The organism is Candidatus Neptunochlamydia sp. REUL1 (assembly GCF_963457595.1).
Taxonomy (GTDB): domain Bacteria; phylum Chlamydiota; class Chlamydiia; order Chlamydiales; family Simkaniaceae; genus Neptunichlamydia.
The window spans coordinates 403,938-428,788 of the sequence record NZ_OY735137.1; the positions used below are offsets into that span (position 1 = coordinate 403,938).

Here is a 24,851-nt window from a genome sequence, read left to right on the forward strand (position 1 = left end):
CTCCCTCCTTGTCTACTATTTTCTAATGGAATATACTTGTTAAGTATGAATAAGACCTTGATTTTATTATTAGTGTTTTATGGCTCTTTATTTGGAAAAACTAAAGTTACTTTTATTGTAAATCCCATATCTGGAGTAGGAAAGCAAAAGAAGATTGAAAGGATTGTCAAGAAGAACCTCAACCGCAAAGTCTTCGACTACGAAATTCTCTATACGGCCTACCCTAAACATGCCACAGAACTTAGCGCCGGAGCGGTCAGGCGAGGGTCTGAGATTGTTGTCGCCGTCGGAGGAGATGGATCAGTCAATGAAGTGGCTCAAGGAATGATCGGCTCAAATGCGGCATTGGCCATTGTGCCTACCGGCTCAGGCAATGGTTTTGCCCGTCACTTGGATATTCCTATTGACACTGCCAAAGCAATCCAAGTTATCAACGATCAGCATGACCAATGGATCGATACCGTTCGAATCAACGAGGAAGCATACCTGGGGGTCGCTGGAATCGGTTTTGACGCTGATGTGAGTGCCACGTTTGCTAGTTTTAATATCCGCGGCCCGGCCTCTTACCTCCTTGCTGTTCTCTCGGAACTTCCCCAATACAAACCGCAATACTATGATCTCATTATTGACGGAAAGCCCCTCCATAAAAAAGCATTCCTCATCTGCTTTGCAAACACCAAACAATATGGAAACAATGCTTTCATCGCCCCCAATGCAAAAATAGATGATGGTTTTCTAGATGTGATTATCTGGAAAGAATTCCCCCCTCATGCAGCCCCCAAACTTGTCCATGACCTCTTCACTAAACACCTTGAAGATTCCAAGTACACCGAAACCTTCCGCTGCCAAGAAGTGATCCTTAAAAAACCCCTTAAAACGCTCCATATAGATGGAGAACCTCTAGACTTCAATGGAGACGTCTATATCCGGGTCCTTCCCTCTTCCTTAAAAATTCTCACCCCCAGCTTGGGTGAATAAAGATCCTCTTAATAGCTAATCAATATTCACGATCCCAGCTATCACAATCTGGCTGGAAACCCCCACCATGTAATGAGCTAGGCTCTTGATCATGATGTATAGGAATCTCCCTCTCTTTTTTTAATAAGTAGTCAGGCTCTGTCCCTAAAGATAAAAATTGCTCCTTTGTTACCAGCTCCAAAAGGAAGAAATAGGAATGATGACAGGCAATTTTAGAAGCTGTTTATTGGGTGCTAAGAACGGGTGCTCCTTGGAGAGATTTACCCTCAGAATTTGGCTCGTGGAAAACGATATATAACCGTTATAGCTAAAGTGACTTAAATTAGTTATAGGCAGTACTCCTTGAAAAGTTCGTCTATTCCACATTGATATTTTCTTCGCTTAGACTTTGCCTGTGCCCACTTGTGTTCAATAGGGTTTAGATCAGGAGAATAGGGAGGAAGGTATTCCAAGGTATGGCCTGCAGCCTGGATCTTCTCTTGCATAGATTTGCTTTTATGGAATGAAGCATTATCCATAACCAGAATACTTTCAGAGGGAAGTTTCGGTAGCAAGTCCTCCTCTGCCCAAATGGAAAAGGCATCTGTATTAATATTGCACTCGAATAACGCAAGTGTAAGGAGGCTTGTTCCAAGTAATGCCCCTATTGCATTTGTTCTTCCTTTTGCTCCCCAATCATGAGTGCCAAAACATCGCTGTCCTATTTTGGAGTAACCGTGGGTGCGGGGCATATCATGGGCAAACCCGCTTTCATCAATATATACAATTGGCTTTCCCAAACGTTTATATTCTGCGATTTTTCCTTGAAAGATTTGTCTTTTTCTTTCGCAGGCCTTGGGATGGTTGAGAGTTTTTTTATAGCTAATTCTTAACCTCTTCATGGCACACCGAATGCCTGAAGTGCTTACGTTAAGACGATGTGCTCGTTCATAGTTGAAGGCATCAGGGTATTTCTTGATATCCTCCATCAAGATCTCTCTATCAATCTTTATTGCAGGTCTGATTTTAGTGCGCCTCGGCTCTAACCTCTTAGACCAGAGAAACACACTATTTACACTTACTCCAAAGCGTCTTGCTACTTGGGCAAAGCTTAATTTTTCTTTGCTTCGGATTGATAGAACTTTTTTTCTAAAATCTAGCGAATATGTCATTCAAAAAATTATAACTAAAACGAAATATTTTAGCTATAGTAGAGAGAGGAATTACTCCGGTAATCCCTGGAAAAAAAAGTAGGAAAGTAACCATTGAGTATGATGAGCACACGTATAAAGAACGAAATGCTGTCGAAAGGTTCTTTGGACGCATTAGGGTGTGTCCCTGAAGTCCTCTCCAAGGAGTTGTGCCTAGATTTTCTCATCTGTTGACGTGTGGAGATTGATAGCAACTTGGTAAAGTTGTTGAGATCGAACACAAATACAGATGGGGAAAGGTGGGCCAAATCCTGGAAAGGAAGTTTAGGGACACGCCCTAAAGAATTTTGAAGAATTGCAACACGTTATGATAAAACAGTTTGTATGTTTAAAGGAGCGCTCTTGTTTGCTTCGATTATCATGTGGTGTAAACTTTGAGGACAGAGCCTAAGACCAGAACGTTTCTTCTGCCATTGTAATTGCCTCCTAAAAAGACCCCAGAGCGCCACATAGATTGCAATGCCCATGCGAGACAGCAAGGGATACAAAATGCGTGCACTCGAGAGCGTAGAAAGGTACAGCCTAAAAGGGAAACTGCCTCTTCGGAAAAGATGTTTGAAGAGGACTAGATTTTTTCGCCCAGATCTCCTAAAATAGGGTCCGAGGCTAAGGTGTATGTTGTTCAAAAAGGTGTACCTTAGTTTCACGCCTCGAGGGGTGACAGCCTATAAAAATTCTTCTATTTTCTCCAAGAAAAAAGTGTGTTTTAATTTGCCAATTTCCCCTCTATGTTATAGAAGGGAGAAAAATAAGGATTACGCTATGTATCTCATTGGAATTATTTTTTCTCTACTGGCTACTGCCCCTGGACTCAAAATCGAAGAGGTTATTGCACATCAGAATATGCAGCAAGAACAGGACTTAACTGTAGAGGAGAACTTGCACGAAGGAAAAATCCTTGTTTTGAGTGATGGCTCCACTTGGGAAGTTGCCCCTCAAAGCCTCAAAACATCGCAGTCTTGGATTATTCCTTCTGCCTTAAAAGTCGAGAAAATCAATCACCCAACCTATTCCTATAGAATTATCAGTGTCCAGACGGGCTCTTATGTCCTAGCCCGCCCGATTGCCCCTTACAAAACAGGCGGTCTAAATATCGAAAGTTCTTAAAACACTATACAGATACTTGCGTTAGCCATGCACTAAAACCGTCCTGAGGATTAATCATTTCATAATCCTCGTATTGATCTCCATGAGTGCTTTTATTAATCACGATTCTTTGACCACTTTCCCAATCTTGAGTTGTAAAAGAACCGAAGTAACCGGCTACCCACATTTGTCCATCATTTGTTCTGAGTGCATATCCTGAAGGATCGACTTTTGTGATGAAAAACGCCTTTGAAACATCCGCACATTTTTTGCTCAAATCGACTAAGAACGCGCTTTTTTCTCTAGCATTTTTGAGGACAAACTCCTTATCATCCGTATCATCGACACGAATGTCATCACCCACCGCCCAACTCTTCGAGACTGTCTCGTAAACAGCCTTGCTGTTTTCTCCTTTCACTTTCCATTGAGATCCATCACTAAGAATAATGACAACCTTAGAGCTGTTAATCAGCTTGATCTCTTCAAATGCTGTGCAGATTTTTGGACGGGCAAATGAGCTGATGTCCATATCAACCTTTTTGCTCTCTTTTTCAACTTCTAGCACAGACTCAAGTGCGATGCTTTCACCGCTTTGGATTCCTTCAACAGACATATTCACCTCAATATTAAATCCCAGAAAATTTAGCATATAAAAAGAATAAGTACAATTACAAAAAACTCTTGTTTAGAGTATGATGAAGCCGAGGTTTGGAGAGTGTTCCAAATTTCGAAGCCAATATTTTTAAGCAGGGTAGGTTCTTATGGATATGCAATTTACGGAATCCGTCGCAAAGGCCCTTTCTTCAGCGGTTAAAGACGCTGAAAAACGGCGCAACACCGAAGTGACCGAACATCACGCTTTACTCGCACTTTTTCAAGATCAAACAGGATATTTTCATACGCTATGTCAAGCACTCCAGCTTGATCCCAAGCCCCTCTTGCTTGATTTAGAGAAAAAATTAGGACAACTCCCCTCTTACTCAGGCGAGGGTCAGCAGCCCACGCTAAGCGCCTCCTTGAATCGTCAGATCCATGCAGCACATACCCTGATGAAAGAGTGGAAGGACACCTACGTTAGTAGCGATCACCTGTTCTATATATTTTGGGAGAAGTCAGAGGAGCCTTTTAAGGGCTGGGCAAAACAATCGGGGTTATCTCTCAAGAAAATTCAAGAAAAAATCCACAAAATCAGGGGAGGAAAGACCATGGATTCACCAACAAGCGAAGAAAACCTACAAGCTCTTGAAAAATATTGCAAAAACCTGACAAACCTGGCCAAAGAAGGGAAACTTGACCCTGTCATTGGGCGAGATGAAGAAATCCGTCGAACAATCCAAGTTCTCTCACGCAGAACAAAGAATAACCCCCTACTCATTGGAGAACCTGGGGTAGGAAAAACCGCGATTGCAGAGGGTCTTGCCCATCGAATTATTCAGGAAGATGTTCCCGATTCTTTAAAAGGAAAGGAGCTCTTTGCCCTAGACATGGGAAGCCTCATTGCAGGAACAAAATTTCGTGGTGAATTTGAAGAACGGCTCAAAGGAATCCTCAAGGAAGTCGAAGAAAGTGATGGCCAAAACCTCCTCTTTATTGATGAAGTGCATACGCTTGTCGGAGCGGGAGCCTCTGAGGGCGCGATGGATGCCGCAAATCTACTTAAGCCAGCCTTAGCGCGAGGAACTCTCCATTGTATTGGAGCAACAACCCTTGCAGAATTTCAGAAGTATATCGAAAAAGATGCGGCTCTCGAGCGCCGTTTTCAACCTGTTCTTATTGAGGAGCCAACGCTTGAAGATGCCATGACCATCATGCGAGGACTTAAGGAGAAATATGAGAATTTCCATGGTGTGCGCATTACCGAAGACGCTCTCCATAGCGCCGTCATCCTTTCTCACCGCTATATTAGTGATCGCCAACTTCCCGATAAGGCAATCGACCTGATTGATGAAGCCGCCTCAATGATTCGAATGCAAATCGGATCGCGCCCTCTCCCTATCGATTCAAAACAAAGAGAACTCAGCAATTTAATTGTAAAACAAGAAGCCCTCAAAAGAGAAAAAAGTGCAAAACCCGAACTGGAAAAGCTTCAAAAGGAAATCTCCGAGGCAAAAGAAGAGCTGAATGTCCTAAATGAGCGGTGGAACCAAGAGAAAACGAGTCTCGAAACTCTCAGTGAAAAAAAGGGGAAACTCGAACAGCTTCGTTTTCAAGAAGAAGAGGCTGAACGGGGAGCTGATTTTAATAAAGTGGCTGAAATCCGTTATAGCACGATCCCGGCACTAGAGAAAGAAATTCAAGATACTGAAGCCCTTCTGAAAGATCAGAACCATCGTCTTTTAAAGGAAGAAGTCGATGAAAGGCTGATTGCTGAAATCGTTGCTAAATGGACAGGAATCCCTGTGAATAAAATGCTTGAAGGGGAAGCCGAGCGTCTCCTCACACTCGAGACAACCCTAGAAGGGCGTGTTGTCGGGCAAGAGCTGGCAATTACTGCCGTGAGTGAAGCCATCCGCCGCTCACGCGCTGGGCTCAGTGATCCCAACCGCCCTATGGGAGCTTTCCTTTTTGTGGGACCAACAGGGGTGGGGAAAACCGAGCTTGCAAAAGCTCTAGCACATGAACTCTTCAATCAAGAAGAGGCAATGATTCGTCTCGATATGTCTGAGTATATGGAGAAGCACAGCGTCGCAAAGCTCATCGGGTCCCCTCCAGGGTATGTGGGGCATGACGAAGGAGGGCAACTCACCGAAGCAATCAGAAGGCGTCCCTACTCCGTTATCCTCCTTGATGAAGTGGAAAAAGCCCACAGTGATGTCTTTAACATCCTCCTTCAGATCTTTGACGACGGACGGATTACCGACAGTAAGGGACGCGTTGTAAACTGTAGAAATGCTCTCTTTATTATGACATCGAATTTGGGAAGTTCTGAGCTCCTCTCTCATAAAGGAGAGCTTTCAAAAGAAACCGTCCTTGCGATTGTTGATCCGATTATCAAAGCACATTTCCGCCCCGAATTCGTGAACCGCCTGGATGAAATCCTCCCCTTTCTCCCGCTTCAGGAAAAGGATATGGAAAAAATTGTTCTCATCCAATTGCGGCAGGTAGAAAAACGTCTCACAGAGAAAGATATTACCCTGACTTGGACTGCCGATGTTCTTTCTCATCTTGCCAGAGAAGGGTATGACCCCACATTTGGAGCGCGCCCTTTAAAACGGCTTATCCAACATACGGTTGTCAATATGCTCTCAAACGCTATTCTCAAAGGAGAAATAGAAAATGGCAATGCTGTTGAACTCCGCTTCGTGGAAAACACCCTAATGTACGAAAAAATGGAGCATGTGCCAGAACCGACTTCCTAAGATAGTCACACCCTGTTTGTTGATTTATATTTTGATTTACACTAGCGTCTAACGCAAAAAAGAGGATTAGATTGATGGAATCTATGCGTGGGGCTTTTGATATGTCTCAGACTGATCTTTATGATCAATACACTGCGTTTAACACAGAAAAAGTTTAGAATCAATCTGTTAGAGTCTTTGATGTCACACATAAATCGTACTTGTATATCAATAAAGAAAAAGATCAGAATGGGAAGTATCGTGTTTGCACTTATCCACAAAATGAGTTTCCGGAAGGAACTTTTGAAAAGCGTACTGCTTTCAAAGTTCACAGCACCCCAGGAACAATAAAGATTGTTCACATCAAGTCTAATTCACATCTATTTGTCGAATCGAGGGTAGATGATGTTGAAAAGTGTACTCTGGAAGAATTAGGGCCTGAATGGAAGGAAATTTTTCCCGGAACATCTGAATGGGAAAAACTTGTTCCTGAAACAAAATAGCATGAGCGTACCGTTACTGTTTATACTTGCCCAGAAGATGAATGTCCTGAGGAAGGGTTTCAGAGAAATACAATTTTTCAGTTTGACAAAATAGAAAGCGGAAGGTTTAGGGTACGCAGTATCAATAATCTGTATTTGTGAGTCTATAACAAGAACAGCGTTTGTGCCGTGGGGTTTCGCTAGACAATAACCGCTTTATAATCCTTGAGGATTAAAGAATTCATTGAATTGGTCTTGGAGAACAGAGGGAACCACTTCTTGAATCCCTTTTTTGTCGTACATCAAAAAGTAGCTGCATGCAATCATGGTACCGAGCGCTGGGCTAAAGAGGGAAACAATTAGGGCAATTGCACAGATTGCAGACCGCTTCAAATTGAGATACCGACGGGCAAGAAAGGATTTCAATTTGTAGACTTTAAAAGCAGTAAGAATATTGAGAGGAAGAGCAATGGTAAAAAGAGCAATGGTAAGTACTCCCCAGGCAATATCAGTGATCAACAGCATAAAGAAAAAGAGGCGGGCTGCAATAGTCGCAAAAACATGCCCCTTCTCATCGGGCGCCTTGTTTTGATCTTTCAGCGTCATATCAGAGATATGCGTCGACAATTCAAGCTTTGTATCTCCCTCTTCCTTTTGTCGTTCTACATGTTCGAAAATGTCGTAGATCGGCATTAAAACCACCTCTTATGCTTCACTTTGTTAAACCCATTGAGCGCTGCTATCCGGTACCCTTCTGCATAGGTGGGATAGTTGAACACCTGGTCGATAAAGTAGTCGATCCGGGCGCTATGTGTCATTGCCACCTGACCAATATGAATGACCTCTGTTGCGTCACGACCAATAATGTGAATACCCAAAATTTCCAGAGTATCCGCATGAAAAAGGAGTTTAAACATTCCTGGGTCATTTCCAGCAATAGTATTTTTCGCAATTTCATAATAATAGGCCCTTCCCACTTCGTAACGAAAGCCTAAGTTCTTGAGCTGCTCTTCAGTATAGCCACATGAAGAAATTTCGGGAATTGTATAAATTCCAATGGGATAAAAAGTGGGAAAATGATGGGTTTCAGCGCCAAATGCATGACGCGCTGCAAGGCGGCCTTGTTCCATGCTCGTGGAAGCAAGAGAAGGGCCACCTATCACATCACCCACCGCATAAATGTTTGGAACAATTGTTTGAAAAAGTGCATTCACCGGTATGTAACCTTTGCTATCAACGCTGATCCCCACATTTTCAATATGAAGATGATCAACATTGGCAACTCTTCCCAAAGCATAGAGAAGCATTTCAGATTTCAATGATGATCCATCATTGAATTTGACCTCTACTTCATCTTTGTGACGGATGATTTCATCAAAATCTCGGTTCCCTATAAACTGGAGCCCGATCTTGCTTAAAGATGATTGGAGATGTTGCCCTATTTCCTTATCAAGATAAGGAAGCATTTGTTCTTTCTTATCAACTACAATCACTTCGGTGCCAAGAGCAGCAAAAAAACTAGCATACTCTGAACCGATGATGCCCCCACCAAGGACTACCATCCGTTTGGGAACATGATCAATCGAAAGGAGGCGGGTGGAGTCAAGAACCATCTCTTTATCAAAAGGAACGTTTTTGGGGTTACGCGGTTTTGACCCAGTTGCTAGAAGAGTTTTTTCCCCAGTAATGATGTGAGTTAAGTGATTGTTATCATCTAGAACAGCAATTTGATGGTGGTTTTCAAAGTGGGCAGCCCCTTGAATAAGTTTGATATTATTTTTTTCGAACTGACGATGAAGCTGACGGATTTGCTCTTCGGTAACCTGATTAAGGCAATAGTTAAGGTCATTGATCGAAATGTCATGCTCTTGTACATCGTGTTTGGAGTAATAACTTTTCTTATGGAAATCCGTTAGGTTTAGAATGGCTTCGCGAAGAGATTTTGAAGGAATTGTTCCAGAATGAAGACACCCCCCACCAGGGTTGGGATACTTTTCGATCATAACAACCGACTTTCCTAATTTTGCTGCTTGAATCGCCGCTTTCTGCCCAGCGGGACCCGATCCAATCACGACAAAATCTGCATAAAGCTCTTCCAATTGCACCACCAAAGTAAAAACTTCTTTTACTTGAAAGGAAGATTTCTTTTCAAACATGCTTAGGATCTTGTGAGAAATTCCCCTATGTGTTAATCTGCTCAAAAAAAATAAAGGTAGACAAATGGCTAAACGGTGTCAGGTAACTGGGAAAAAACCCGGTCGTGGAAAAAGTTATTCAATCCGAGGGATTGCAAAGAAAAAGAAAGGGATTGGTCTGAATGTGACAGGAACGGTCAAGCGCCGCTTCCTCCCTAATCTTGTAAAAAAACGTTTTTGGTTCTCAGAAGAGAATCGCTTTATTACTTTGAAGCTTTCAACTAGCGCAATGCGGACGATTGACCGCCGAGGAATTGCCGCAGTTGTGCGCGAACTTCGTGCAAAAGGTCAAAAGATTTAGTTTCGTCCCGGCTGTCTTAGCCGGGCTTTTTTTTCTTTTTTACACTCTACATTTCTCCTTACCTAGTTCAAAAAACCCCTACCGTCTCTATTCTACGGATCAAGGAGACGATTTAAAAGAAGTTTTGAAAAAATTGATTCGCTGTAGCAGAGAATCTATTACACTCCACACCTATGCTGCCACCGATTTGGGGATCCTTTCTCTTCTGAAAAAAAAAGCTCAGGAAGGGGTTGAAATTCACCTCACCTATCATCAAAAAACCTCTCCTAACCTTCATCTGCTTGATGAAAAGAATTTTTACTTTCACCCCATTCAGGAAAAAGGGCTCATGCATGAAAAAATTTGGATTATCGATAAAGAGCTTTTATTCCTAGGCTCTACTAACCTCACCCCATCATCCTTAAAAATGCATACTAATTTGATGGTTGGTCTCTACGCCCCAAGCCTTGCTACAGCACTCTCAAGCAATCGCCCTTCAAAAATCACGGAGAGGATAGGAAATCGAGATCTCCTTTACTTTTCACTTCCAAGCCAAGAGGCTCTGAAAACGCTTCTTTCCACCCTCGATCAAGCTAAAAAAGCGGTAAAAATATCCCTATTCACCTTTACCCACCCCCTCCTAGTTGAGAAGCTGATAGAGCTCCATAAGAGAGGAATTAGAGTCTTTGTCACCCTAGATGGGACAACTGCGCAAGGAGCCAGCAAGGAGGCTCGGAAACGACTTGAGGAGGCTCATGTGAAGGTAAAAGTCAGCAAAGGGCGCGCCCTTTTCCATCACAAAAGCGCAGAAATAGATAATAAAATTTTTATTATAGGTTCTGCAAACTGGACAAAGTCAGCATTTAATAAAAACAGAGATTTTATATTATTTATATATAGTAAATAATTTAGTATTATTGCATTAATTTCTATTATAATTTATAATATTATTGTTATGGAGAAACTAATATCAATCTCAGTACCACCTAGCTTTCCCGAGGAAAGACCCCTAAAGGCCCGAGAAGTACTCTCGACGGCTAAATATACCATGGCGCTTGGTGGAATCTCTCCTGAGGGACAAAAGGTTTTGAGTCTTATACAGGAGACTTTGAATGTCTCAGACTACGTCCAGGCTTCAGAAGACTCCCCTAAACTAAAGGAAAACCGATTCCAAAATTTTCAGGATAGCATAGATGATATTCGTGTGAATGGATTCTCTCTGAAGAAATTCGGGATGCTCATCATCTCTACAGCCTTTATCGCAAGTGCCTATATTTCTTACTATGAGGCTGTCAAAGGAGCCCCCTCCTCCCTATACATCCCCTTCTCAGGACTTCTTTTTCCTGCTTACGGGATTCACTCAAGTACAAACGCAATCCCAGAAGACTACCAGAAATGGTTAACTGCAGAGGGCTCAGATGAGCGGTATAATGCTTTCTTTGCATTGATGGGAACCGGAACAAAACTGGCATACAACGTTGTAAGCCTTGTCGGCTATTTATTCTATGCTGAACTGGCTGAAACGGTCAATTTAGGCCTCTTTACCTTAATGTATATCGCATCGATTGCAGATATCATGAAAGCTGAGTACGATGCCTTCCCCTCCACTGAAGCTAAATACAACACTCCTCCAGCATTCATTAAAGTGTAATTGCATATTTAAAAATTAATTTATAATTAAAAATGTGATATAATAATACTTTAAAGAGTATAAATGAGAGGTTGTGATGGACTCAAGCCTCATGACTATTACAGCTCCAGGTTCTCAAAATATTCCTTTGCACTCAACCAAGAAAACGTTCTCCTTCTTCAAGGGAGAAATCAACGACAAAGGAAGTACTATACTTAGGATTGCTCGGTACATTATTATGACCGTCGGAACGCTCCTTCCTGCTGCAGTTAACCTAGCAACTGTTACATCTCTTCAAAAGTCACTCAACAATGGAGGATCTTTTGAAACCCTCTTTTCAGGGGACTCTACAGGAGAAAACTTAATCAAGGGTCTTGAAGAAATTCAGCAAATTTCTCAACATCCCACAAGCACAGTTGATAAGATTACACGGACACTACTACTGCAATCCGCCTATGCTCTTAAAAAAGCCGATAGTATCCTCTATGCCATTGATAACTTAGGAGTTCCCAACGACTTGGCTGCAAATATCCTCCATGGAGTAGGATATCTTGCATCCTTAGGTCTTGCCATCAAACATCTTTTAGAAGTGACAGAAAGCGTTAAAGATGTCGAAAGCGAGGTTAAAAAACAACAGCTATCTCTCCTTAAAAAGGCAAAGTCTGGAGCCTCAGCCGGTGCCGCATCTGTTGTTTTTTTTACACTCTTTTCCGCTGCAACATCTCTTGCAATCGTATGGGGAGATATTGGTCGAGTAACGCAAGGGAACTTCCCCCTCACGTCCTCACAGATCCGTACGTGAACCTCTCGATTCATACGGCTCCTATGACTTACGCCGTTGGTTTGAATCCAAATTCCCAGTGAGCGAAGAGTTTGGGTTGCTTTTTAGCAATTTCTCCCAATAAACGGATCGCTCTCTGAAATTTTCTCTTAAACTTTTTATATTTCCTTTTTATCCACCTTGTGAGTGTTTCATTGAGATGGTAAAATACTGGGTATAGAGCAGTTTTGTAGAATCGACCATAATAATTCACCCATCCCCTAAGGATCGGGTTATACTATTCGTAAAAAATAAAGTCATAAATTTAATTGGTCTTTTCATGTAAGCTGTTTGAGTTTAACAGGAGGTGAGTGTTGAGAGGAAGAAAGGCCGCTCAGATAAAAGGACTTGATCAGTACGATTTCGATAAGCTTGCTAAAACAGAGGGGAGTCCAAGAGAAAGGAGACGGTTTCTGGCATTTGCCCATCTCCAAGAAGGGAAGACGTTTACAGAAACAGCAGCCTTTGTACGGGTGAAACTCAGGTCTTTGATGAGGTGGATCAAGAGATTTAGAACGGAAGGTTTCGAAGGGTTAAAAGATAAGCCGGGTAGAGGTAAGAAGCCATTGATACCTCTAGAAAATCAAGCTGCATTCAGGCAAGCTGTTTTAGAGCTGCAAGAGAAGAAAGTAGGTGGACGTATCAAAGGGAGAGACATTTTGGAATTGATGAAAACAAAATATGGAGTCGACCCATCTTTGAAGACGGTATACAATACATTGAAAAGGGCTGACCTCGTCTGGATCTCGGGTCGATCAATTCACCCCAAGGCAGACTTAGAAGCCCAAGAGACTTTTAAAAAAACTTCTCAGAAAAAGTAGTTGAGGCATTGCCAGCAGGAGTAGAAATAGAGTCTGTTGATATTTGGTTCCAAGATGAGGCTAGAGTGGGGCAAAGAGGCACTGTAACCCGTACATGGGCCAATAAAGGAACACGTCCTCGGCTCGCACGTCAGCAGCAATTTGAATACGCTTACATATTTGGAGCTATTTGCCCCGTCAGAGATGAAGCTGTAGGCCTTGTAATGCCAGCTGTAAATACAGAAGCAATGCTTGTGCATCTTGAGCACATTTCCATGAAGATTCCTGAAGGAAGGCATGCAGTTATTGTGCTGGATAGAGCTGCTTGGCATACAACAAAGCGACTTAAAAGGTTTAGCAACATAAGCCTTCTACCGCTTCCTCCGGTTTCTCCAGAGTTGAATCCAACAGAACAAGTATGGCAAACGCTTCGAGATGAACATCTAGCGAATCGCTGTTATGAAGATTATGATGCGATTACGATGGCCTGCTGCGATGCATGGAATGCATTTGTTGACACTCCAACCAGAGTGAGAAGGCTCTGCTCAAGACCGTGGGCTATTTTATGACGTTATTTTTTACGAATGGTATTATATTAATCAAATGCTCCACATTTGATTCAGCAAGACTGGCACTGGGACTCCAGAAGCAGTCGTTGGCGGTGGCGCTTCTATTAAAGCAGCAAGCGACTCTAAAAAGATGATGACAGCCGCAGAAGCTGCAGGCCCCTCAGAAAACCCTATTGTCCCTATCATACCGAGAAGAAACATTCCACCAAATAGCGAGCCACCCTTCCCTCCACCAGCAAGCACTCCCTATAGAAACACGTCAACGGAGCAATATAACCCTGCAATGCCACTACCAGAAGCCCCTGGTATTAACTGGGGCGCTGTGGGAGGAGGAGCTTTAGCCATTGGGGCTGGTGCGGCTATGGGAGTAGCTCTATTAGCTCAAGCAACACGTGGAAGTAAAAAGAAGAAACGGGATGGTTAGAGAAGAGTTGTTGGATCAAAACAAGCTCTACTTTTTTCCAAGTAAATCTGATTCTAGATTCATGTTTTCTAAACCAATGTCTTTTTGTTCAAGATCATAGAAAGATGCGTGATTTTTAAGAGTAGACATTACTGAATAATAAGCCATTAACTCCCCTTCTTTATACAGATCTTCTCCCTCTTTTCGATTGGCTTCATTTTTTATTTCAAGAGCTTGGTGTTTAATTAGATCCACCATATGTAATATATAATTACTTAAGTCTTTGCTTTTCATTAAAGTTTACCCTCTCACATCTAAAATATTTTTAAGAACCTCTTTCTCTTCCTGAAAGTTGATGATCTCTTTGGGCCATACATCATTTACAAGCGCTTTCTGTCTATTTGGGTGGAAATTATCCCAACCTGGACAATGCTTCGAAGGATTTGCAATCTTATCTTGATGTTTGACAATCTGCTTCTCATAACTATGAATACCTTTCTGGATTTCTTTAGTAGATACATCCTTATACCTTCTTATAAGTGGCGCATGTTTCCCGCCATTCCGCGCAGTTATATATGCTTGGCTTAAAGGCTTTCCATTCTTCGCTATATTACTAAAACTCCCAGGAGGAGGCAATACCCCAGTGGTCAGCTTATCTCTAGTTTCCTTTGCTTCGTCAGAATACATATTAGCATGTTCTGTGCCAAAAACCTCATCAATTTTTTCATGTCCTGCATAAACGCTTTCTTGAAATGATTCTCTCGGATCTTTCTCAAAAGGACTAATATTGCTGAGATACTCTGACGCATTATTGAGCTTTTCTGATATGTACCCTGTCGCTCCAGATATAACATCAAGTTGATCTGTAACCCCGTCATATACTTCATGAGCGATGTAAGACCCAACCTCTCTCGCCTTATCAGCTGCCTTTGATAGAAAAGACGGTTGCTCTTGCTGAGGAATATTTAGACCTTCGGCTGCAGCAGCTATCACAGGCTCTTGACTCAGCTCTTCCTTTATTGTGGTGTTTTGCCTTTCAAGAGTTTCCTTTAGCAAGGCAGCTCTGTCAGTAACGGGCTCTAGCTGAGGCGTCAGTGTTATACTTGGCGTTTGATCAATGTTGCAATATGAATTATCGCACAAATTATCATAGTCACTGTCGTGATCATATACATGCACCTCCCCTGCTTTATTAACAGGCTGCCTAGGCTTAGGTTTGTCTTCGCCACCACTAGCTCCTGCTGCACCAACAGCTCCTCCAACGACAGCAGGCGTAGCAGCACCACTGGTTGCAACGATCACCACAGTAGCAGCAACTACAACAACTGCTGCAATGATGACTTCTTTCTTATGTTTCTTAACGAATTTCTTCGTGCTCTTCCATGCGCTTGAAATCCAACCACAATTGATAATTCTTGGAGCTTGAGACCCGTAAAGCGCAGCTGGAATAATCTTAATGCCTTGATTTTCATATCCCTTTAAGGAGGTATTCCACCACCAATTTCCAGCTTCACTGCGTTCGTTTTCATCATCATCAAGAGCAAGCGTTGAATTATTGGGTTCGCCTCTTAACCACTTAATGTCTTCTTCGAGTGCAGATTTGCCTTCTATGTCGTCGTCTTGCAGACCATTTCTAGCTAAGAAAATTACGAAGTTCATGAATTGATTAGCTTGTGCGGAGCTGAGGTTTTTCTCAAGAGTTTCTCCATATGCTATTTCCCAGAGAAAGTCTGTGATTCTTTGATAGGACAACGTATCGTAGTTGAGCAAATCCCAAGGCGAAAAATTTGTGTAATCTGCGGCCTGTGGTTGCGTTTGTTGAGCGGGGAGAGTAACTTCTGCATTCAAGGGCACATGCCAAATGATCGCTGGAAGACAGAGTACCATGAGCACGGATTTGAAAACTGCGAAGAATCGAAGGCGCATTGCGTTATCCTTTAACTGTTAATCCTCTTCATAGCCTTAAGGTATCTGCTAAAACGAGATTTTTGAAGATAATTCAAAAGCTTTCTTCTTTCAAAAACATATTTCACCAGCTGTTTTCTCATGCCTACAAATTCGGAAGACTCCCGTGGAGTAGCTCTCATATCCATTTCTAACCTTTGAATCTTTTCGGTATAGACTCCAATTTCTACATCACTGGAAGAATTATCCTGCGGGGAGGTTCTCCATTTTTTGATGACGTCGCGCATTTCAACTACGTCAATACCAGAGACTGTATTCGATCGAGAAGAAGGAAACTTTCCCCTATGGACTTTGCTTGGGGGCGTGCAGTTGCGAATCTTTTCCTCGCAGTAGAAATTCCTACCGCTAACTGTCTTGCTTGGACGAAGAGCCCCTCTAGAAATGTAGCCTTTGAGTGAATCTACAGAACAACCGATGATCTGTGCGGCTTGTTTTGTGCTGATTAGATGGCTTGTTAATGGCGATTGTGTATGTGCTGACAAACTTTCTTTTCTCCTTTATAAAAAGAGAGATGTTTCCATAAATCACGGTTTAGGAACAAGCTTTTCGTAAGCAGTCTTCGCAGCTATTTGTTCTGCTTGCTTCTTAGATGTGCTTTCTCCTGTAGAAATATCGTCACCATTCAGGGTCAGTTTTACTTTGAACATTGGAGCATGATCAGGACCGTTTCGTTCTGCGAGAGAGAAGATTAACTGCCCCATACGGTTCTTTTGTGCCCATTCATTTAAGAGGCTCTTCCAATTCTTTTCAGCAAATTCTAAAGAATCCTCCAGCTCAATATTGAATTTATCAACAAACATACCATGTATCGGCTCTAGAGACTTCCCAGCATCGAGATATACAGCAGTGAGTATCGCCTTAAAGCATTTTTCTTTGAAGGGCGCTATCTGTGCATCCGGATTGATCAGTCCATGGGGGCATTGATACAGGTAGTGATTGAATACCTGGAGCTTATCTAGATATTTAATGTGGGCGTCGTTGCTAATGTGCTTATTTAGCATGGTATTTTTTGTGGCCTTGTCAGCTGCATGGTGGTTCGCCTTTATGGAATCTGCAACCACAAGCTGCAATATGTAATTTCCACGCCATACGAAATCTTCATTGGTTTCTCCGCCGTCGCTGACCATCCCAACTAATGGAAAGCTTGAGTCCATAAATGCTCTCATGAGTAGGTCTGTGTTGTTAAATTTATGTGAAAGCGATTCTTCAATATTGGAGATGTTTTTCTGCAGGCTTGAGACCATTTGCATTGCTAGATTTGTCATAAGAAGGGGCCTTTTCGTGTTGTTTTGAGGAAAAGACTAGCATAACGGAAAATTTCATAGAGGCTCAAGAAAAACAAGGCCTAAAATTGCGCTGTGTTGGTTTTACGGAAAGCGAGGTATGTAAGAAGCTTAGGAGAAGGAAAAACGTCTAAAAAAAAGAGAAAATCACGCTTATTTTTGATTGGTCAAATTTTAGCCGAAATCAGCTTGTCATAGGCGCTTTTTGCATCGATTTGCTCGGCTTGTTTCTTAGAGGTGCTTTTCAAGGTGAAAATTGGCAATGTTTTCATAGGCAGGATCCGGAATAACCTGAGGAAGCCTTCTTCTCTTACTAATCTCACAGCAGTTGCCTGTTCTGAAGAGTCTATATCATAACTGTCCACTTTTTCGGGATGAGATCACTGCTCCTCAGCAATGGGGGGTGGCCACTCGACTAGTAGTAATTTTCTATCCATTCTTCAGGAAAATCTTCAAAAGAGTTCTCTGTTCCGTCAAATAATCCAGGGAATTTCTTTTTGTATCCAAGTTTTATAGGGTTAGTTGATCGTGCAGCTGCATCTTTAAAAGGAATTTTACTGCCTGTGAATGTTTTTGCACTATCTCTCAAGACTGGAGTGAAATCTATATGTCCGATACGTCCATTATATCCCACTGCTTCGCGTCCCCGCTTTTCTATTCCATATAGCTAAAATATTTAGTTTTAGTTATATATATTGATGAAAGCGGGTTTGCCCATGATATGCCCCGCACCCACGGTTACTCCAAAATAGGACAGCGATGTTTTGGCACTCATGATTGGGGAGCAAAAGGAAGAACAAATGCAATAGGGGCATTACTTGGAACAAGCCTCCTTACACTTGCGTTATTCGAGTGCAATATTAATACAGATGCCTTTTCCATTTGGGCAGAGGAGGACTTGCTACCGAAACTTCCCTCTGAAAGTATTCTGGTTATGGATAATGCTTCATTCCATAAAAGCAAATCTATGCAAGAGAAGATCCAGGCTGCAGGCCATACCTTGGAGTATCTTCCTCCCTATTCTCCTGATCTAAACCCTATTGAACACAAGTGGGCACAGGCAAAGTCTAAGCGAAGAAAATATCAATGTGGAATAGACGAACTTTTCAAGGAGCACTGCCTATAACTAATTTAAGTCACTTTAGCTATACAAAGGTTGATTCTATCGGGTTTGTCGTCCTGATGTGCTGCAATACTGGGCTGGATAGTCATAGAAGCAGTTTTGTTTACCCAGCAACGTTGCTGAGCACATCCAGGAAACTCCTCTTCTAAAGCAGCCCAAAAATAAATGTACTCTTTGCTTGATAGATCTCGGTCTTGCCACTTTTCATACTCTTCTTCCCAAATCTTGGTTAGCCTAGCAATGTTTGTTGCTGATAGTCCTTTTCAATCGCTTGATAAAGCATCTTTCTTGCTCCCTCACGAACTAGCTCTTCTAAACCTTGCTGAAATCCTGGTAATTCATCATACTTTTCCATGAGCGGATCTCCTTATTTATGGAAAATTTATTCAACTTTCCAAGGATACGCTCATTTATTCCCAGACACAACATTCGGTTATACCTCAATCCCTTCAGCCGCAAGTTCTAGATTCTTTAGGGTGTTCTGAAGCCCTTCTCCAAAATAATAGGGTTGAATATGCTTCTTTTGCAGCCACCTTTGCACCAAAGCAAGGTGCCTTTTTTCTATTCAGTGAAAGGGAAAGTCAGCGTTTGGCATCTCCATTGTCTCTATTTTTGAAAACGATCGAGAATATAAAGGGTATCCGCTTTGAGAGTCATTTTTCCTCCGGCTTTGAGAGTCTTTCCGCGGCCCCTTCTCCCCAAACGCAATCGAAATGAATCGATAGAAGATTGGAAAGTAAAGGTGATCTCCTGATCCTCTTTAGGGTGAAGCACTAGACAACGGATCAATTTTTTAGACCATTCCAAATCAGCGATCAAGGTGTCACTTAGTTGAATGTGGGTAAAGCGCCCTGCGTGAAGTTCTTTAGGAAGGCAAGGAAGAATTGCAATCCCTTTTCCCCGTTTCTGGACGAGAAGACTGCGGATCAAACGAGCACCTTCCCCAAGAAGAACAAGAGGAGACGCCTCTTTTGGAATCACATCCTCTTCTTCTTGATATCCAAGGTGGTCTGCATCGGTAAGGCGTGGAGAAAGGATCCCTTCAAACCCAGCTTTAAAAAGATCGATAAAGGAGGTTCCAATTTTATCGTTCTCCTTTGCTTCAATCTGCTTTTGGCAAGATGCAAGGAGGCGTGATGTGCCTGCGTTTAAAATTGGATGACTCGGCACATGCTTTCCAAGCTCGAACCAAACGGGAAGAATTTCTTCAACGCTTTGTCTCCTTCTAACAAGAGACCAATCTTGCTTTTTAGAACACCCAAAATGCATTTTTTCGCCGCGCATTTTTGGAAATGCTGAAAGCGTCGTAGGGATAATCAGCTCTTCTTTGCGCCTCAGAATTTTTGTTTCTCCCTCAAAAGTAAATGAAATCCCTTCTTCAGGCCCTCTTTCAAAAAAGAGGATAATTTCATGTGAAGAAGCTACAAGGCGGTAAGAAAAATATCCTTGAGGTCCCTCTCCGAATACGCGAACCCAATGTCTCTCTAAATCTTGCATCACAGTAAACCGTTTCAGAGGTCCTCGTAAATGAGGGGTCACAGAAAGCACCTGCTTTCCACCAATTGATAGGAGACTTTCTAACTGAATCTTTGCTGGGAATATTGTCGCTTTCCAAGAGCTTCTAGGAATGAGTAGGGAGGTCCCAGCTTCATGCGAAAAGGGTTTGTATTTTTCTGTCAGCTTTATTTTCACCGATGAAACCTTCAGGGTTGTTACCTGCGATTTTTACTTTAATTAATGTATTGGGTCGAAGGTCTTTTTTGGGGACAAATACAGGAAGGAAATTTTCCGTATGCCCCATCAAATAACCTGGACGTTCTTCTGTTTCTAGTAAGACTGAAAACTCTTGGCCCAATAGATCCTCTCGAAGAGAAAAAGCATTTTGGTTTGCCACTTCTAAGAGCTTTGCTTTTCTTTCTGCAATCACTTCCTGAGGAACCTTATTGGGCATCCGTGAAGCCCTTGTCTTGGGACGGTCGCTATAGGGAAACATGTGAACCTTTGCAAAACGGACCTCCTGCATCAGCTGCAATGTCTCCTCAAACTCTTCCTCAGTTTCACCAGGAAAACCGACAATAATGTCAGTTGTAAAAGTGAATAAAGGATGCGCTTTTTGGAGCTTTGCAGTTGCATCCAAAAAATCCTGTTTAGTGTACTTGCGCCGCATCCGTTTTAAGGTCATATTTGAGCCTGATTGAAGAACAATATGCATGGAAGGACACGTTTTTTCTCCATTAATCACAGCATCAAGAAGATCATCATCGACCTCATCAGGATCAATAGATGAAATACGAATCCGCTCCAAACCTTCTACTTTGTCGACTTGTCGCACCAAATCACTTAGCCTTTCAGGACCAAAGTCTCCAATATTAATTCCCGTCAAGACGACTTCTTTATATCCATTTTCAACAAGCGAATCGATCTCTCGTAGGATGTCGAGCATCTTTTTAGAACGAGAACGCCCCCGCACAAACGGAATCACGCAGTAGCTACAGTATGAATTACATCCATCTTGAATTTTCACGAAAGCGCGGGTATGCGCTTCAAACCGCTCGATACGGAACTCTGGCCATTCCATTTCAGGAAAAACCGTGGGAAGAAGTTCTTCTTTTTTTCTATTGGGAATGACATCCGTCACCTCAGGAAGAGCCTCAAGCTCTTTTTTTGAACGCTCTGCCAGACACCCCGTCACCACCAGCTTCGAGGGATTGTAGTCGCGAGCAAGCTTCCTGATTTGATAGAGTGAACGCTTATCCGCAGACTGGGTCACAGTGCAAGTATTTACAATACATAGATCAGCCCTGTCCCCATCGCTAGCTTCCTCGTACCCCTGTTTCTTAAGTTGGTCTAGAAAAGCCTGCGACTCATATTGGTTAGTTCTACACCCTAAAGTGACAACTTTATATTTCTTCATGCAGGGTATTATGCCAACTTCCCCTGGAAATTCCTACGAAAAAATTCACGAAGTGTCTATACTAGTCTGATCAAAGGAGAATTTTTATGCCTCAAAGTCCAGTTTCAATGGCAGTTGCATTATTTTTTGTCATTAACGTCCTAGGAAATATCCCCCTATATCTTTCTCTACTTGGTCGCTATTCCATCCAAAAGCAACGCCTCATCCTCCTTAGAGAATTTGGATTTGCCCTCGTAATTCTTCTCCTCTTCAACTATTTTGGAAGTGGTATTTTCAATGTTCTTGGGATCAATGAACATATCCTGGGAATGGCCGGAGGGATCCTCCTCCTCCTCATCTCCATTCCCATGATTTTCCCTAAGGAAGATAAGGAAAAAGGGCCTCAACATGAGCCGATGATTGTTCCCCTTGCCACTCCTGTTATTGCAGGTCCTGGCTCCATCACTGCTGTAATGCTCTACTCATCACGGGTAGAAAACCCGCTCCTCATGACAGGAATTATTTGCGGTGCAATGGTTATCTCCTGCGCGATTGCACTTCTTTCCTCATTTTTCAAATATGGGCTTGGCGAAAAAGGACTTGTTGCCTTTGAGCGCTTAGGCGGAATGATCGTTGCCCTCATTGCGGTTCAGATGTTTGCCACTGGCGCTATTGAGCTTGTAAAAACCAGCTTCTTTCTATAAATATCTTCTTTATAAATAGAGAGATATAACTTCTACTTGACCCTCTCGTTACGTAACGCCTTATGCTTTTATTAATCATTCAAAGGAGAGGCTATTTGAGCTATACAGTAAAGAAATTACCTGAGCTTTCAGGAGTTAGCATCCGCACTCTTCGTTGGTACGATGAGGTTGGGTTATTGAAACCTGCTTACTACGGAAGTAATGGTTATCGATACTATGAAGAAGAACAAATACTAAGACTTCAGCAAACCCTTTTTTTACCATGAGCTTGATCTACTTTTGGATGATATCAAGAGGATCCTTGAAAGCAATGACTTTGACAAAATCAAAGCGCTGCATTCGCACAAAGGAGTCCTTAAAAAACGTCTTGAAAGAACCACTACACTTATCAAGACGATTGATAAAACAATATCACACCTTAGGGGAGGTCAAGAGATGAAAGATAAAAAAATCTATAAAGGTTTTAACATCTGGGCAGAAGGAAAGGGGAGCGAATCCTATTTCATAGGAACTTCCAATAGTAATAACACTGCTGCAGAGACAATTGTACTAAAGAGCACAAAAAAGGCGAACACTGAAAATTGGGAAAAAGCCGATAGGGAAAAGCACGTTGAAACCGCCCACAATATCTACAGAAAACTAGTTGGGTGCATCAAACAGATGGAACCTTTTCATCTGCGCCTTGCTCCATTTCTAGCTGAAGCAATGGAAGTGTTCGCAGAAAATAACTTGTCATAAACCCCCTTTCACCACACTGCGCTTAATTGACTTCAATAAGTGTAGTGTGGTGAACTAGAGATTCCTGCTCTATACCCGAGGAATAGTGTTGGCAACTCTCACTGAAAAAGAACGCATCAAGTGGGCCCAATCTGAAGAGACTATTGAAACACTAATATACTGGTTGGTTACAGAGGAGCTCGCCAGCGAGTCGACACCCTTTCTGACTATGATTTGGCAGTCTTTTGCAGCTCAAGTACGCCGTTTATCAAGAGCGATAAATGGATCAGCCGCATAGCTAAAGTATGGGTCTGGATCTCAGAATCTTTTCTATGCGAAGAAACACTCATTCCAACAAGATTGGTAATCTTCGAGGGTGGAGTGAAAGTCGACTTTGCCTTTTATCCAATTGAAATACTTCAGAAGATGTCTCAAGGATTTAACTGCGGATATACGATACTCCTTGATCAGAAAAACCTAACAAAAAAACTGCCTCAGCCTTTTGATACCGGGTTCCGAATACCTCTACCTTCTGAAAGAGAATTTACAGACCTTGTTCGAGAGTTCTGGTTTGAAATTTACCATGTCGCCAAGTACATTAAGCGCCGTGACCTTTGGTCAGTAAAATTCTAAAAGCGTTGGACAATGTATTTGGTCACTTTGATTCGGCTGATAGCCAAAAAGATCTATCTGCCACAATTGATCTATTTCGACGACTTTCAAAGGAAACAGCTTCCAAACTCAGTCTAACGTATCCTTCTGAACCCGAATATGATCTAACACACTTTATTCTAGATTTACTGAAGATCTAGTAAGCACCAAAAGAAGCTTAGGCTCTTTCAGCATAAAGAACGTAGGCATCCCGCATTGCGTTAAGTGCTGCCGCTGTCGAAACTGGGTCCGAACTACGGTCATCATTTAGGTACCACTGATCTCCGACTTTCTGATACTCGACATAGTGACCATAACGTCTAGTTTGACCCAAATGAACGATGAAACCTTTCACTGTATGGGGTCCACCCTCTCCTAGTTGGACTTGACCATTTGGAACTGACACTTGTTTAGAAATTTTATTGCCGTGATTATCGAAGCGTTTTAAAGCAATTGTCACTTCTCTTCCAGGTGTGAAAGTGACTTGCTTTTCTGTTTGTCTTCCAGTAATCGTTGGAGACAGATTAAAGGTATCGCCTCTACCCTCAGATAGATCACGGACAATTGCTTCTTCCAAACTGGCTCCAGACGGAGCTCGGTCTAAAGTAATCGCAAGTGACGATACCGGATCCGTTTTAAAGTTTCTGCGAACACGCACGGTCACTTGATCTGATGAAAAGGGCCCAGTCCCTGGTCTCAACGTGCGATCTATTACCTGCACGCCATCCATCCCACGAAGAGCTGCATCTACCCTATCCGGAGCAACTGTGAACTCATAGATAGCCGTGCTTCGAATCGCACTTGTAGGAGTAAGGTGGTCAAATAACGCTAAAGTTAACACTTCATAAGCATCTTGGTGTTCATGAGACGGAATATGAAACTGTGTTAAACACTCTGTTCTTACTTTTTGCATATCAGCTGTTGTTAATTGAATTCCTGAATCATACTTGCGGTCAAATTCTCGCAAAGCATCAAAGCGCTTGTCTCGCTTGAATGACGGCGCATTGAAAATAGCATCGTATAAAGCTGGATTACTTTTAACCATTTGATAGGCTGAAATCGCAAAACAATTCGATGAGTGGTTTGGAATCCCTCTAAGTCCTGTAGCCCCCCCCCCTTTCACGTGAACTGGAGCTTTTGACTGGCTTAGAAGTGGCGTCCTTATGGGTGAAAATGAAGTATGCATAGACGACGAACTCAGAGTAGGTCCTCGCAAATCGGAACGCGCTGCTGATGCCCCATCCATATGTCCGGTTCTGACTGTTGTTCTTTGAGTCGCAGCCTTAGGAGTAAGCAATTCTTGCCGAGTTGTCTTTTTTTGGAGAACGTGAGTTCCTACTGAGGCTATAACGCTCCCAAGTTTTTGATCAAATTGACTACCCTTGCTAAATTTTGAGTTCAGTTGAACTAAGTTCTGAGAAAAGAGTTTTAATTCTTCTTTGGAGACGTTCAAATGGCTAAAGTTTACACCTTGAAAAGCTGTATTGATAGACTCAGCCACTTCATTCTTGTCAAAGCTCACTCCCTTTATCCATGACCAAAGGCGATCTAAGCAAAAACAACATGATCGTGTTTTAACACCCGTCTCCAAGCCAATATCGCTTGTAAATAGAGGGCCACTTTTTGCGTGGTCGTTTACTTGCTTTATAATATTTGAGCACCGAACTGCATCGCTCATATTCTTAGTTCCCTTAAATTCTTTTTATAAGTAAATTATAACATAAATATACATTTATTTACAAAT

Annotated in this window: 30 protein-coding genes and 2 pseudogenes; 17 read left to right on the plus strand and 15 right to left on the minus strand. The window is 42.3% G+C overall.

All coding sequences use genetic code 11. The features are described 5' to 3' along the window. Nucleotides 1–45: 45 nt before the first annotated feature. Both R2I63_RS02400 and R2I63_RS02405 read left to right on the plus strand, forming a co-directional pair. Nucleotides 46–978, plus strand: coding sequence for a diacylglycerol/lipid kinase family protein (locus R2I63_RS02400; protein ID WP_316358430.1), 933 nt, complete (start codon nt 46–48; stop codon nt 976–978). A gap of 215 nt (nt 979–1,193) precedes the next feature. Then, a pseudogene (locus R2I63_RS02405) lies at nt 1,194–1,286 on the plus strand (transposase); the annotation flags it as partial. 18 nt (nt 1,287–1,304) lie between these two features. Here R2I63_RS02405 and R2I63_RS02410 read toward each other — a convergent pair. Beyond that, a complete protein-coding gene (locus R2I63_RS02410) occupies nt 1,305–2,129 on the minus strand; it encodes an IS630 family transposase (protein ID WP_316358432.1) in 825 nt (274 codons plus the stop codon). 801 nt (nt 2,130–2,930) lie between these two features. Here R2I63_RS02410 and R2I63_RS02415 point away from each other — a divergent pair. After that, nucleotides 2,931–3,275 carry a hypothetical protein gene (locus tag R2I63_RS02415; protein WP_316358433.1) on the plus strand — a complete coding sequence of 115 codons (345 nt, stop codon included), beginning with the start codon at nt 2,931–2,933 and terminating at the stop codon, nt 3,273–3,275. A gap of 4 nt (nt 3,276–3,279) precedes the next feature. Here the strand turns inward: R2I63_RS02415 and R2I63_RS02420 are convergent, their stop codons facing one another. After that, nucleotides 3,280–3,867 (minus strand): hypothetical protein, encoded by a 588-nt coding sequence (locus tag R2I63_RS02420; RefSeq protein ID WP_316358435.1) that lies wholly within the window; start codon nt 3,865–3,867, stop codon nt 3,280–3,282. A 148-nt stretch (nt 3,868–4,015) separates the two neighbouring features. Between R2I63_RS02420 and R2I63_RS02425 the strand changes: the two genes are divergently transcribed. Both R2I63_RS02425 and R2I63_RS02430 read left to right on the plus strand, forming a co-directional pair. Then, nucleotides 4,016–6,613, plus strand: coding sequence for an ATP-dependent Clp protease ATP-binding subunit (locus R2I63_RS02425; protein WP_316358437.1), 2,598 nt, complete (start codon nt 4,016–4,018; stop codon nt 6,611–6,613). Nucleotides 6,614–6,813: 200 nt separating this feature from the next. Beyond that, the gene (locus tag R2I63_RS02430; protein WP_316358439.1) at nt 6,814–7,095 is read left to right on the plus strand and encodes a hypothetical protein; all 282 of its coding nucleotides are present in this window, start codon (nt 6,814–6,816) and stop codon (nt 7,093–7,095) included. A 195-nt stretch (nt 7,096–7,290) separates the two neighbouring features. Here R2I63_RS02430 and R2I63_RS02435 read toward each other — a convergent pair whose 3' ends face one another. Together R2I63_RS02435 and sthA are read right to left on the minus strand one after the other, a co-directional pair. After that, entirely contained in the window at nt 7,291–7,767 is a 477-nt protein-coding gene (locus R2I63_RS02435) for a hypothetical protein (RefSeq protein ID WP_316358441.1), read from the minus strand. Beyond that, nucleotides 7,767–9,230, minus strand: coding sequence for a Si-specific NAD(P)(+) transhydrogenase (sthA, locus tag R2I63_RS02440; protein ID WP_316358443.1), 1,464 nt, complete (start codon nt 9,228–9,230; stop codon nt 7,767–7,769). The genes R2I63_RS02435 and sthA overlap by 1 nt, the downstream gene beginning before the upstream one ends. A 64-nt stretch (nt 9,231–9,294) precedes the next feature. On the opposite strand from sthA, the gene rpmB reads away from it, so the two are divergent. From rpmB to R2I63_RS02460, 4 genes are all read left to right on the plus strand, one after another. Then, nucleotides 9,295–9,570, plus strand: coding sequence for a 50S ribosomal protein L28 (gene rpmB / locus R2I63_RS02445; protein WP_316358445.1), 276 nt, complete (start codon nt 9,295–9,297; stop codon nt 9,568–9,570). 124 nt (nt 9,571–9,694) lie between these two features. After that, a complete protein-coding gene (locus R2I63_RS02450) occupies nt 9,695–10,456 on the plus strand; it encodes a phospholipase D-like domain-containing protein (protein WP_316358448.1) in 762 nt (253 codons plus the stop codon). Nucleotides 10,457–10,504: 48 nt separating this feature from the next. Next, nucleotides 10,505–11,200, plus strand: coding sequence for a hypothetical protein (locus tag R2I63_RS02455; RefSeq protein ID WP_316358451.1), 696 nt, complete (start codon nt 10,505–10,507; stop codon nt 11,198–11,200). Nucleotides 11,201–11,291: 91 nt separating this feature from the next. Continuing rightward, nucleotides 11,292–11,981 carry a hypothetical protein gene (locus tag R2I63_RS02460; protein ID WP_316358453.1) on the plus strand — a complete coding sequence of 230 codons (690 nt, stop codon included), beginning with the start codon at nt 11,292–11,294 and terminating at the stop codon, nt 11,979–11,981. A 28-nt stretch (nt 11,982–12,009) separates the two neighbouring features. Here the strand turns inward: R2I63_RS02460 and R2I63_RS10570 are convergent, their stop codons facing one another. After that, entirely contained in the window at nt 12,010–12,228 is a 219-nt protein-coding gene (locus R2I63_RS10570; protein ID WP_445083666.1) for a group II intron maturase-specific domain-containing protein, read from the minus strand. Nucleotides 12,229–12,310: 82 nt separating this feature from the next. Here R2I63_RS10570 and R2I63_RS02465 point away from each other — a divergent pair, with 82 nt between their 5' ends. The 3 genes from R2I63_RS02465 (at nt 12,311) to R2I63_RS02475 (ending at nt 13,792) form a co-directional block, all read left to right on the plus strand. Continuing rightward, entirely contained in the window at nt 12,311–12,820 is a 510-nt protein-coding gene (locus R2I63_RS02465) for a helix-turn-helix domain-containing protein (protein ID WP_316356171.1), read from the plus strand. A gap of 8 nt (nt 12,821–12,828) precedes the next feature. Then, complete coding sequence (locus tag R2I63_RS02470) at nt 12,829–13,368, plus strand: IS630 family transposase (RefSeq protein ID WP_316355518.1); 540 nt, start codon at nt 12,829–12,831, stop codon at nt 13,366–13,368. A 130-nt stretch (nt 13,369–13,498) separates the two neighbouring features. Continuing rightward, nucleotides 13,499–13,792, plus strand: a complete 294-nt coding sequence (locus tag R2I63_RS02475; RefSeq protein ID WP_316358455.1) for a hypothetical protein — start codon at nt 13,499–13,501, stop codon at nt 13,790–13,792. 27 nt (nt 13,793–13,819) lie between these two features. Here R2I63_RS02475 and R2I63_RS02480 read toward each other — a convergent pair whose 3' ends face one another. The 5 genes from R2I63_RS02480 to R2I63_RS02500 all read right to left on the minus strand — a co-directional run bounded on the left by R2I63_RS02480 (nt 13,820) and on the right by R2I63_RS02500 (nt 17,653). After that, entirely contained in the window at nt 13,820–14,065 is a 246-nt protein-coding gene (locus R2I63_RS02480; protein ID WP_316358458.1) for a hypothetical protein, read from the minus strand. A 6-nt stretch (nt 14,066–14,071) separates the two neighbouring features. Then, a complete protein-coding gene (locus R2I63_RS02485; RefSeq protein ID WP_316358460.1) occupies nt 14,072–15,697 on the minus strand; it encodes a hypothetical protein in 1,626 nt (541 codons plus the stop codon). Between the two features lie 11 nt (nt 15,698–15,708). Beyond that, nucleotides 15,709–16,218, minus strand: coding sequence for a 30S ribosomal protein S15 (locus R2I63_RS02490; protein ID WP_316358462.1), 510 nt, complete (start codon nt 16,216–16,218; stop codon nt 15,709–15,711). Nucleotides 16,219–16,260: 42 nt separating this feature from the next. Next, nucleotides 16,261–17,001: a putative dsRNA-binding protein gene (locus tag R2I63_RS02495; RefSeq protein ID WP_316358463.1), complete on the minus strand. Its 741-nt coding sequence runs from the start codon at nt 16,999–17,001 to the stop codon at nt 16,261–16,263. A 433-nt stretch (nt 17,002–17,434) separates the two neighbouring features. Next, on the minus strand, nt 17,435–17,653 hold the full coding sequence (locus tag R2I63_RS02500; RefSeq protein WP_316358464.1) for a hypothetical protein: 219 nt from the start codon (nt 17,651–17,653) through the stop codon (nt 17,435–17,437). A 60-nt stretch (nt 17,654–17,713) separates the two neighbouring features. Here R2I63_RS02500 and R2I63_RS02505 point away from each other — a divergent pair, with 60 nt between their 5' ends. Next, nucleotides 17,714–18,145 (plus strand): transposase, encoded by a 432-nt coding sequence (locus R2I63_RS02505; RefSeq protein ID WP_316359712.1) that lies wholly within the window; start codon nt 17,714–17,716, stop codon nt 18,143–18,145. Between the two features lie 25 nt (nt 18,146–18,170). Here the strand turns inward: R2I63_RS02505 and R2I63_RS10575 are convergent. From R2I63_RS10575 to mtaB, 4 genes and pseudogenes are all read right to left on the minus strand, one after another. Then, nucleotides 18,171–18,405 (minus strand): annotated as a pseudogene (locus R2I63_RS10575) (hypothetical protein); the annotation flags it as partial. Beyond that, entirely contained in the window at nt 18,372–18,497 is a 126-nt protein-coding gene (locus tag R2I63_RS02510) for a hypothetical protein (RefSeq protein WP_316358466.1), read from the minus strand. The gene R2I63_RS02510 and the pseudogene R2I63_RS10575, both read right to left, overlap by 34 nt. Nucleotides 18,498–18,748: 251 nt before the next feature. Next, nucleotides 18,749–19,834: a hypothetical protein gene (locus R2I63_RS02515; RefSeq protein WP_316358470.1), complete on the minus strand. Its 1,086-nt coding sequence runs from the start codon at nt 19,832–19,834 to the stop codon at nt 18,749–18,751. Beyond that, nucleotides 19,791–21,056: a tRNA (N(6)-L-threonylcarbamoyladenosine(37)-C(2))-methylthiotransferase MtaB gene (gene mtaB / locus R2I63_RS02520; protein ID WP_316358474.1), complete on the minus strand. Its 1,266-nt coding sequence runs from the start codon at nt 21,054–21,056 to the stop codon at nt 19,791–19,793. Before mtaB ends, R2I63_RS02515 begins: the two co-directional genes overlap by 44 nt. Nucleotides 21,057–21,142: 86 nt before the next feature. Between mtaB and R2I63_RS02525 the strand changes: the two genes are divergently transcribed. The 4 genes from R2I63_RS02525 (at nt 21,143) to R2I63_RS02540 (ending at nt 23,089) form a co-directional block, all read left to right on the plus strand. After that, nucleotides 21,143–21,739, plus strand: coding sequence for a MarC family protein (locus tag R2I63_RS02525; RefSeq protein ID WP_316358477.1), 597 nt, complete (start codon nt 21,143–21,145; stop codon nt 21,737–21,739). A 95-nt stretch (nt 21,740–21,834) separates the two neighbouring features. Then, nucleotides 21,835–22,005: a MerR family transcriptional regulator gene (locus R2I63_RS02530; RefSeq protein ID WP_316358480.1), complete on the plus strand. Its 171-nt coding sequence runs from the start codon at nt 21,835–21,837 to the stop codon at nt 22,003–22,005. A gap of 169 nt (nt 22,006–22,174) precedes the next feature. Further along, nucleotides 22,175–22,477, plus strand: coding sequence for a hypothetical protein (locus R2I63_RS02535; RefSeq protein ID WP_316358481.1), 303 nt, complete (start codon nt 22,175–22,177; stop codon nt 22,475–22,477). Between the two features lie 159 nt (nt 22,478–22,636). Then, nucleotides 22,637–23,089 carry an aminoglycoside 6-adenylyltransferase gene (locus R2I63_RS02540; RefSeq protein ID WP_316359714.1) on the plus strand — a complete coding sequence of 151 codons (453 nt, stop codon included), beginning with the start codon at nt 22,637–22,639 and terminating at the stop codon, nt 23,087–23,089. A 196-nt stretch (nt 23,090–23,285) separates the two neighbouring features. Here the strand turns inward: R2I63_RS02540 and R2I63_RS02545 are convergent, their stop codons facing one another. Beyond that, nucleotides 23,286–24,785: a hypothetical protein gene (locus R2I63_RS02545; RefSeq protein WP_316358483.1), complete on the minus strand. Its 1,500-nt coding sequence runs from the start codon at nt 24,783–24,785 to the stop codon at nt 23,286–23,288. Nucleotides 24,786–24,851: the final 66 nt, after the last annotated feature.

Excerpts from the sequence above, each read along its gene's own strand:
- sthA (WP_316358443.1), bottom strand. The coding sequence starts at position 9,230 with ATGTTTGAAAAGAAATCTTCCTTTCAAGTAAAAGAAGTTTTTACTTTG.
- R2I63_RS02420 (WP_316358435.1), bottom strand. The coding sequence starts at position 3,867 with ATGTCTGTTGAAGGAATCCAAAGCGGTGAAAGCATCGCACTTGAGTCT.
- R2I63_RS02435 (WP_316358441.1), bottom strand. The coding sequence starts at position 7,767 with ATGCCGATCTACGACATTTTCGAACATGTAGAACGACAAAAGGAAGAG.
- R2I63_RS02495 (WP_316358463.1), bottom strand. The coding sequence starts at position 17,001 with ATGACAAATCTAGCAATGCAAATGGTCTCAAGCCTGCAGAAAAACATC.
- mtaB (WP_316358474.1), bottom strand. The coding sequence starts at position 21,056 with ATGAAGAAATATAAAGTTGTCACTTTAGGGTGTAGAACTAACCAATAT.
- R2I63_RS02475 (WP_316358455.1), top strand. The coding sequence starts at position 13,499 with ATGATGACAGCCGCAGAAGCTGCAGGCCCCTCAGAAAACCCTATTGTC.
- R2I63_RS02425 (WP_316358437.1), top strand. The coding sequence starts at position 4,016 with ATGGATATGCAATTTACGGAATCCGTCGCAAAGGCCCTTTCTTCAGCG.
- R2I63_RS02525 (WP_316358477.1), top strand. The coding sequence starts at position 21,143 with ATGCCTCAAAGTCCAGTTTCAATGGCAGTTGCATTATTTTTTGTCATT.
- R2I63_RS02455 (WP_316358451.1), top strand. The coding sequence starts at position 10,505 with ATGGAGAAACTAATATCAATCTCAGTACCACCTAGCTTTCCCGAGGAA.
- R2I63_RS02535 (WP_316358481.1), top strand. The coding sequence starts at position 22,175 with ATGAAAGATAAAAAAATCTATAAAGGTTTTAACATCTGGGCAGAAGGA.
- R2I63_RS02460 (WP_316358453.1), top strand. The coding sequence starts at position 11,292 with ATGACTATTACAGCTCCAGGTTCTCAAAATATTCCTTTGCACTCAACC.
- R2I63_RS02415 (WP_316358433.1), top strand. The coding sequence starts at position 2,931 with ATGTATCTCATTGGAATTATTTTTTCTCTACTGGCTACTGCCCCTGGA.
- R2I63_RS02485 (WP_316358460.1), bottom strand. The coding sequence starts at position 15,697 with ATGCGCCTTCGATTCTTCGCAGTTTTCAAATCCGTGCTCATGGTACTC.
- R2I63_RS02410 (WP_316358432.1), bottom strand. The coding sequence starts at position 2,129 with ATGACATATTCGCTAGATTTTAGAAAAAAAGTTCTATCAATCCGAAGC.
- R2I63_RS02400 (WP_316358430.1), top strand. The coding sequence starts at position 46 with ATGAATAAGACCTTGATTTTATTATTAGTGTTTTATGGCTCTTTATTT.
- R2I63_RS02480 (WP_316358458.1), bottom strand. The coding sequence starts at position 14,065 with ATGAAAAGCAAAGACTTAAGTAATTATATATTACATATGGTGGATCTA.
- rpmB (WP_316358445.1), top strand. The coding sequence starts at position 9,295 with ATGGCTAAACGGTGTCAGGTAACTGGGAAAAAACCCGGTCGTGGAAAA.
- R2I63_RS02510 (WP_316358466.1), bottom strand. The coding sequence starts at position 18,497 with ATGGAAAAGTATGATGAATTACCAGGATTTCAGCAAGGTTTAGAAGAG.
- R2I63_RS02545 (WP_316358483.1), bottom strand. The coding sequence starts at position 24,785 with ATGAGCGATGCAGTTCGGTGCTCAAATATTATAAAGCAAGTAAACGAC.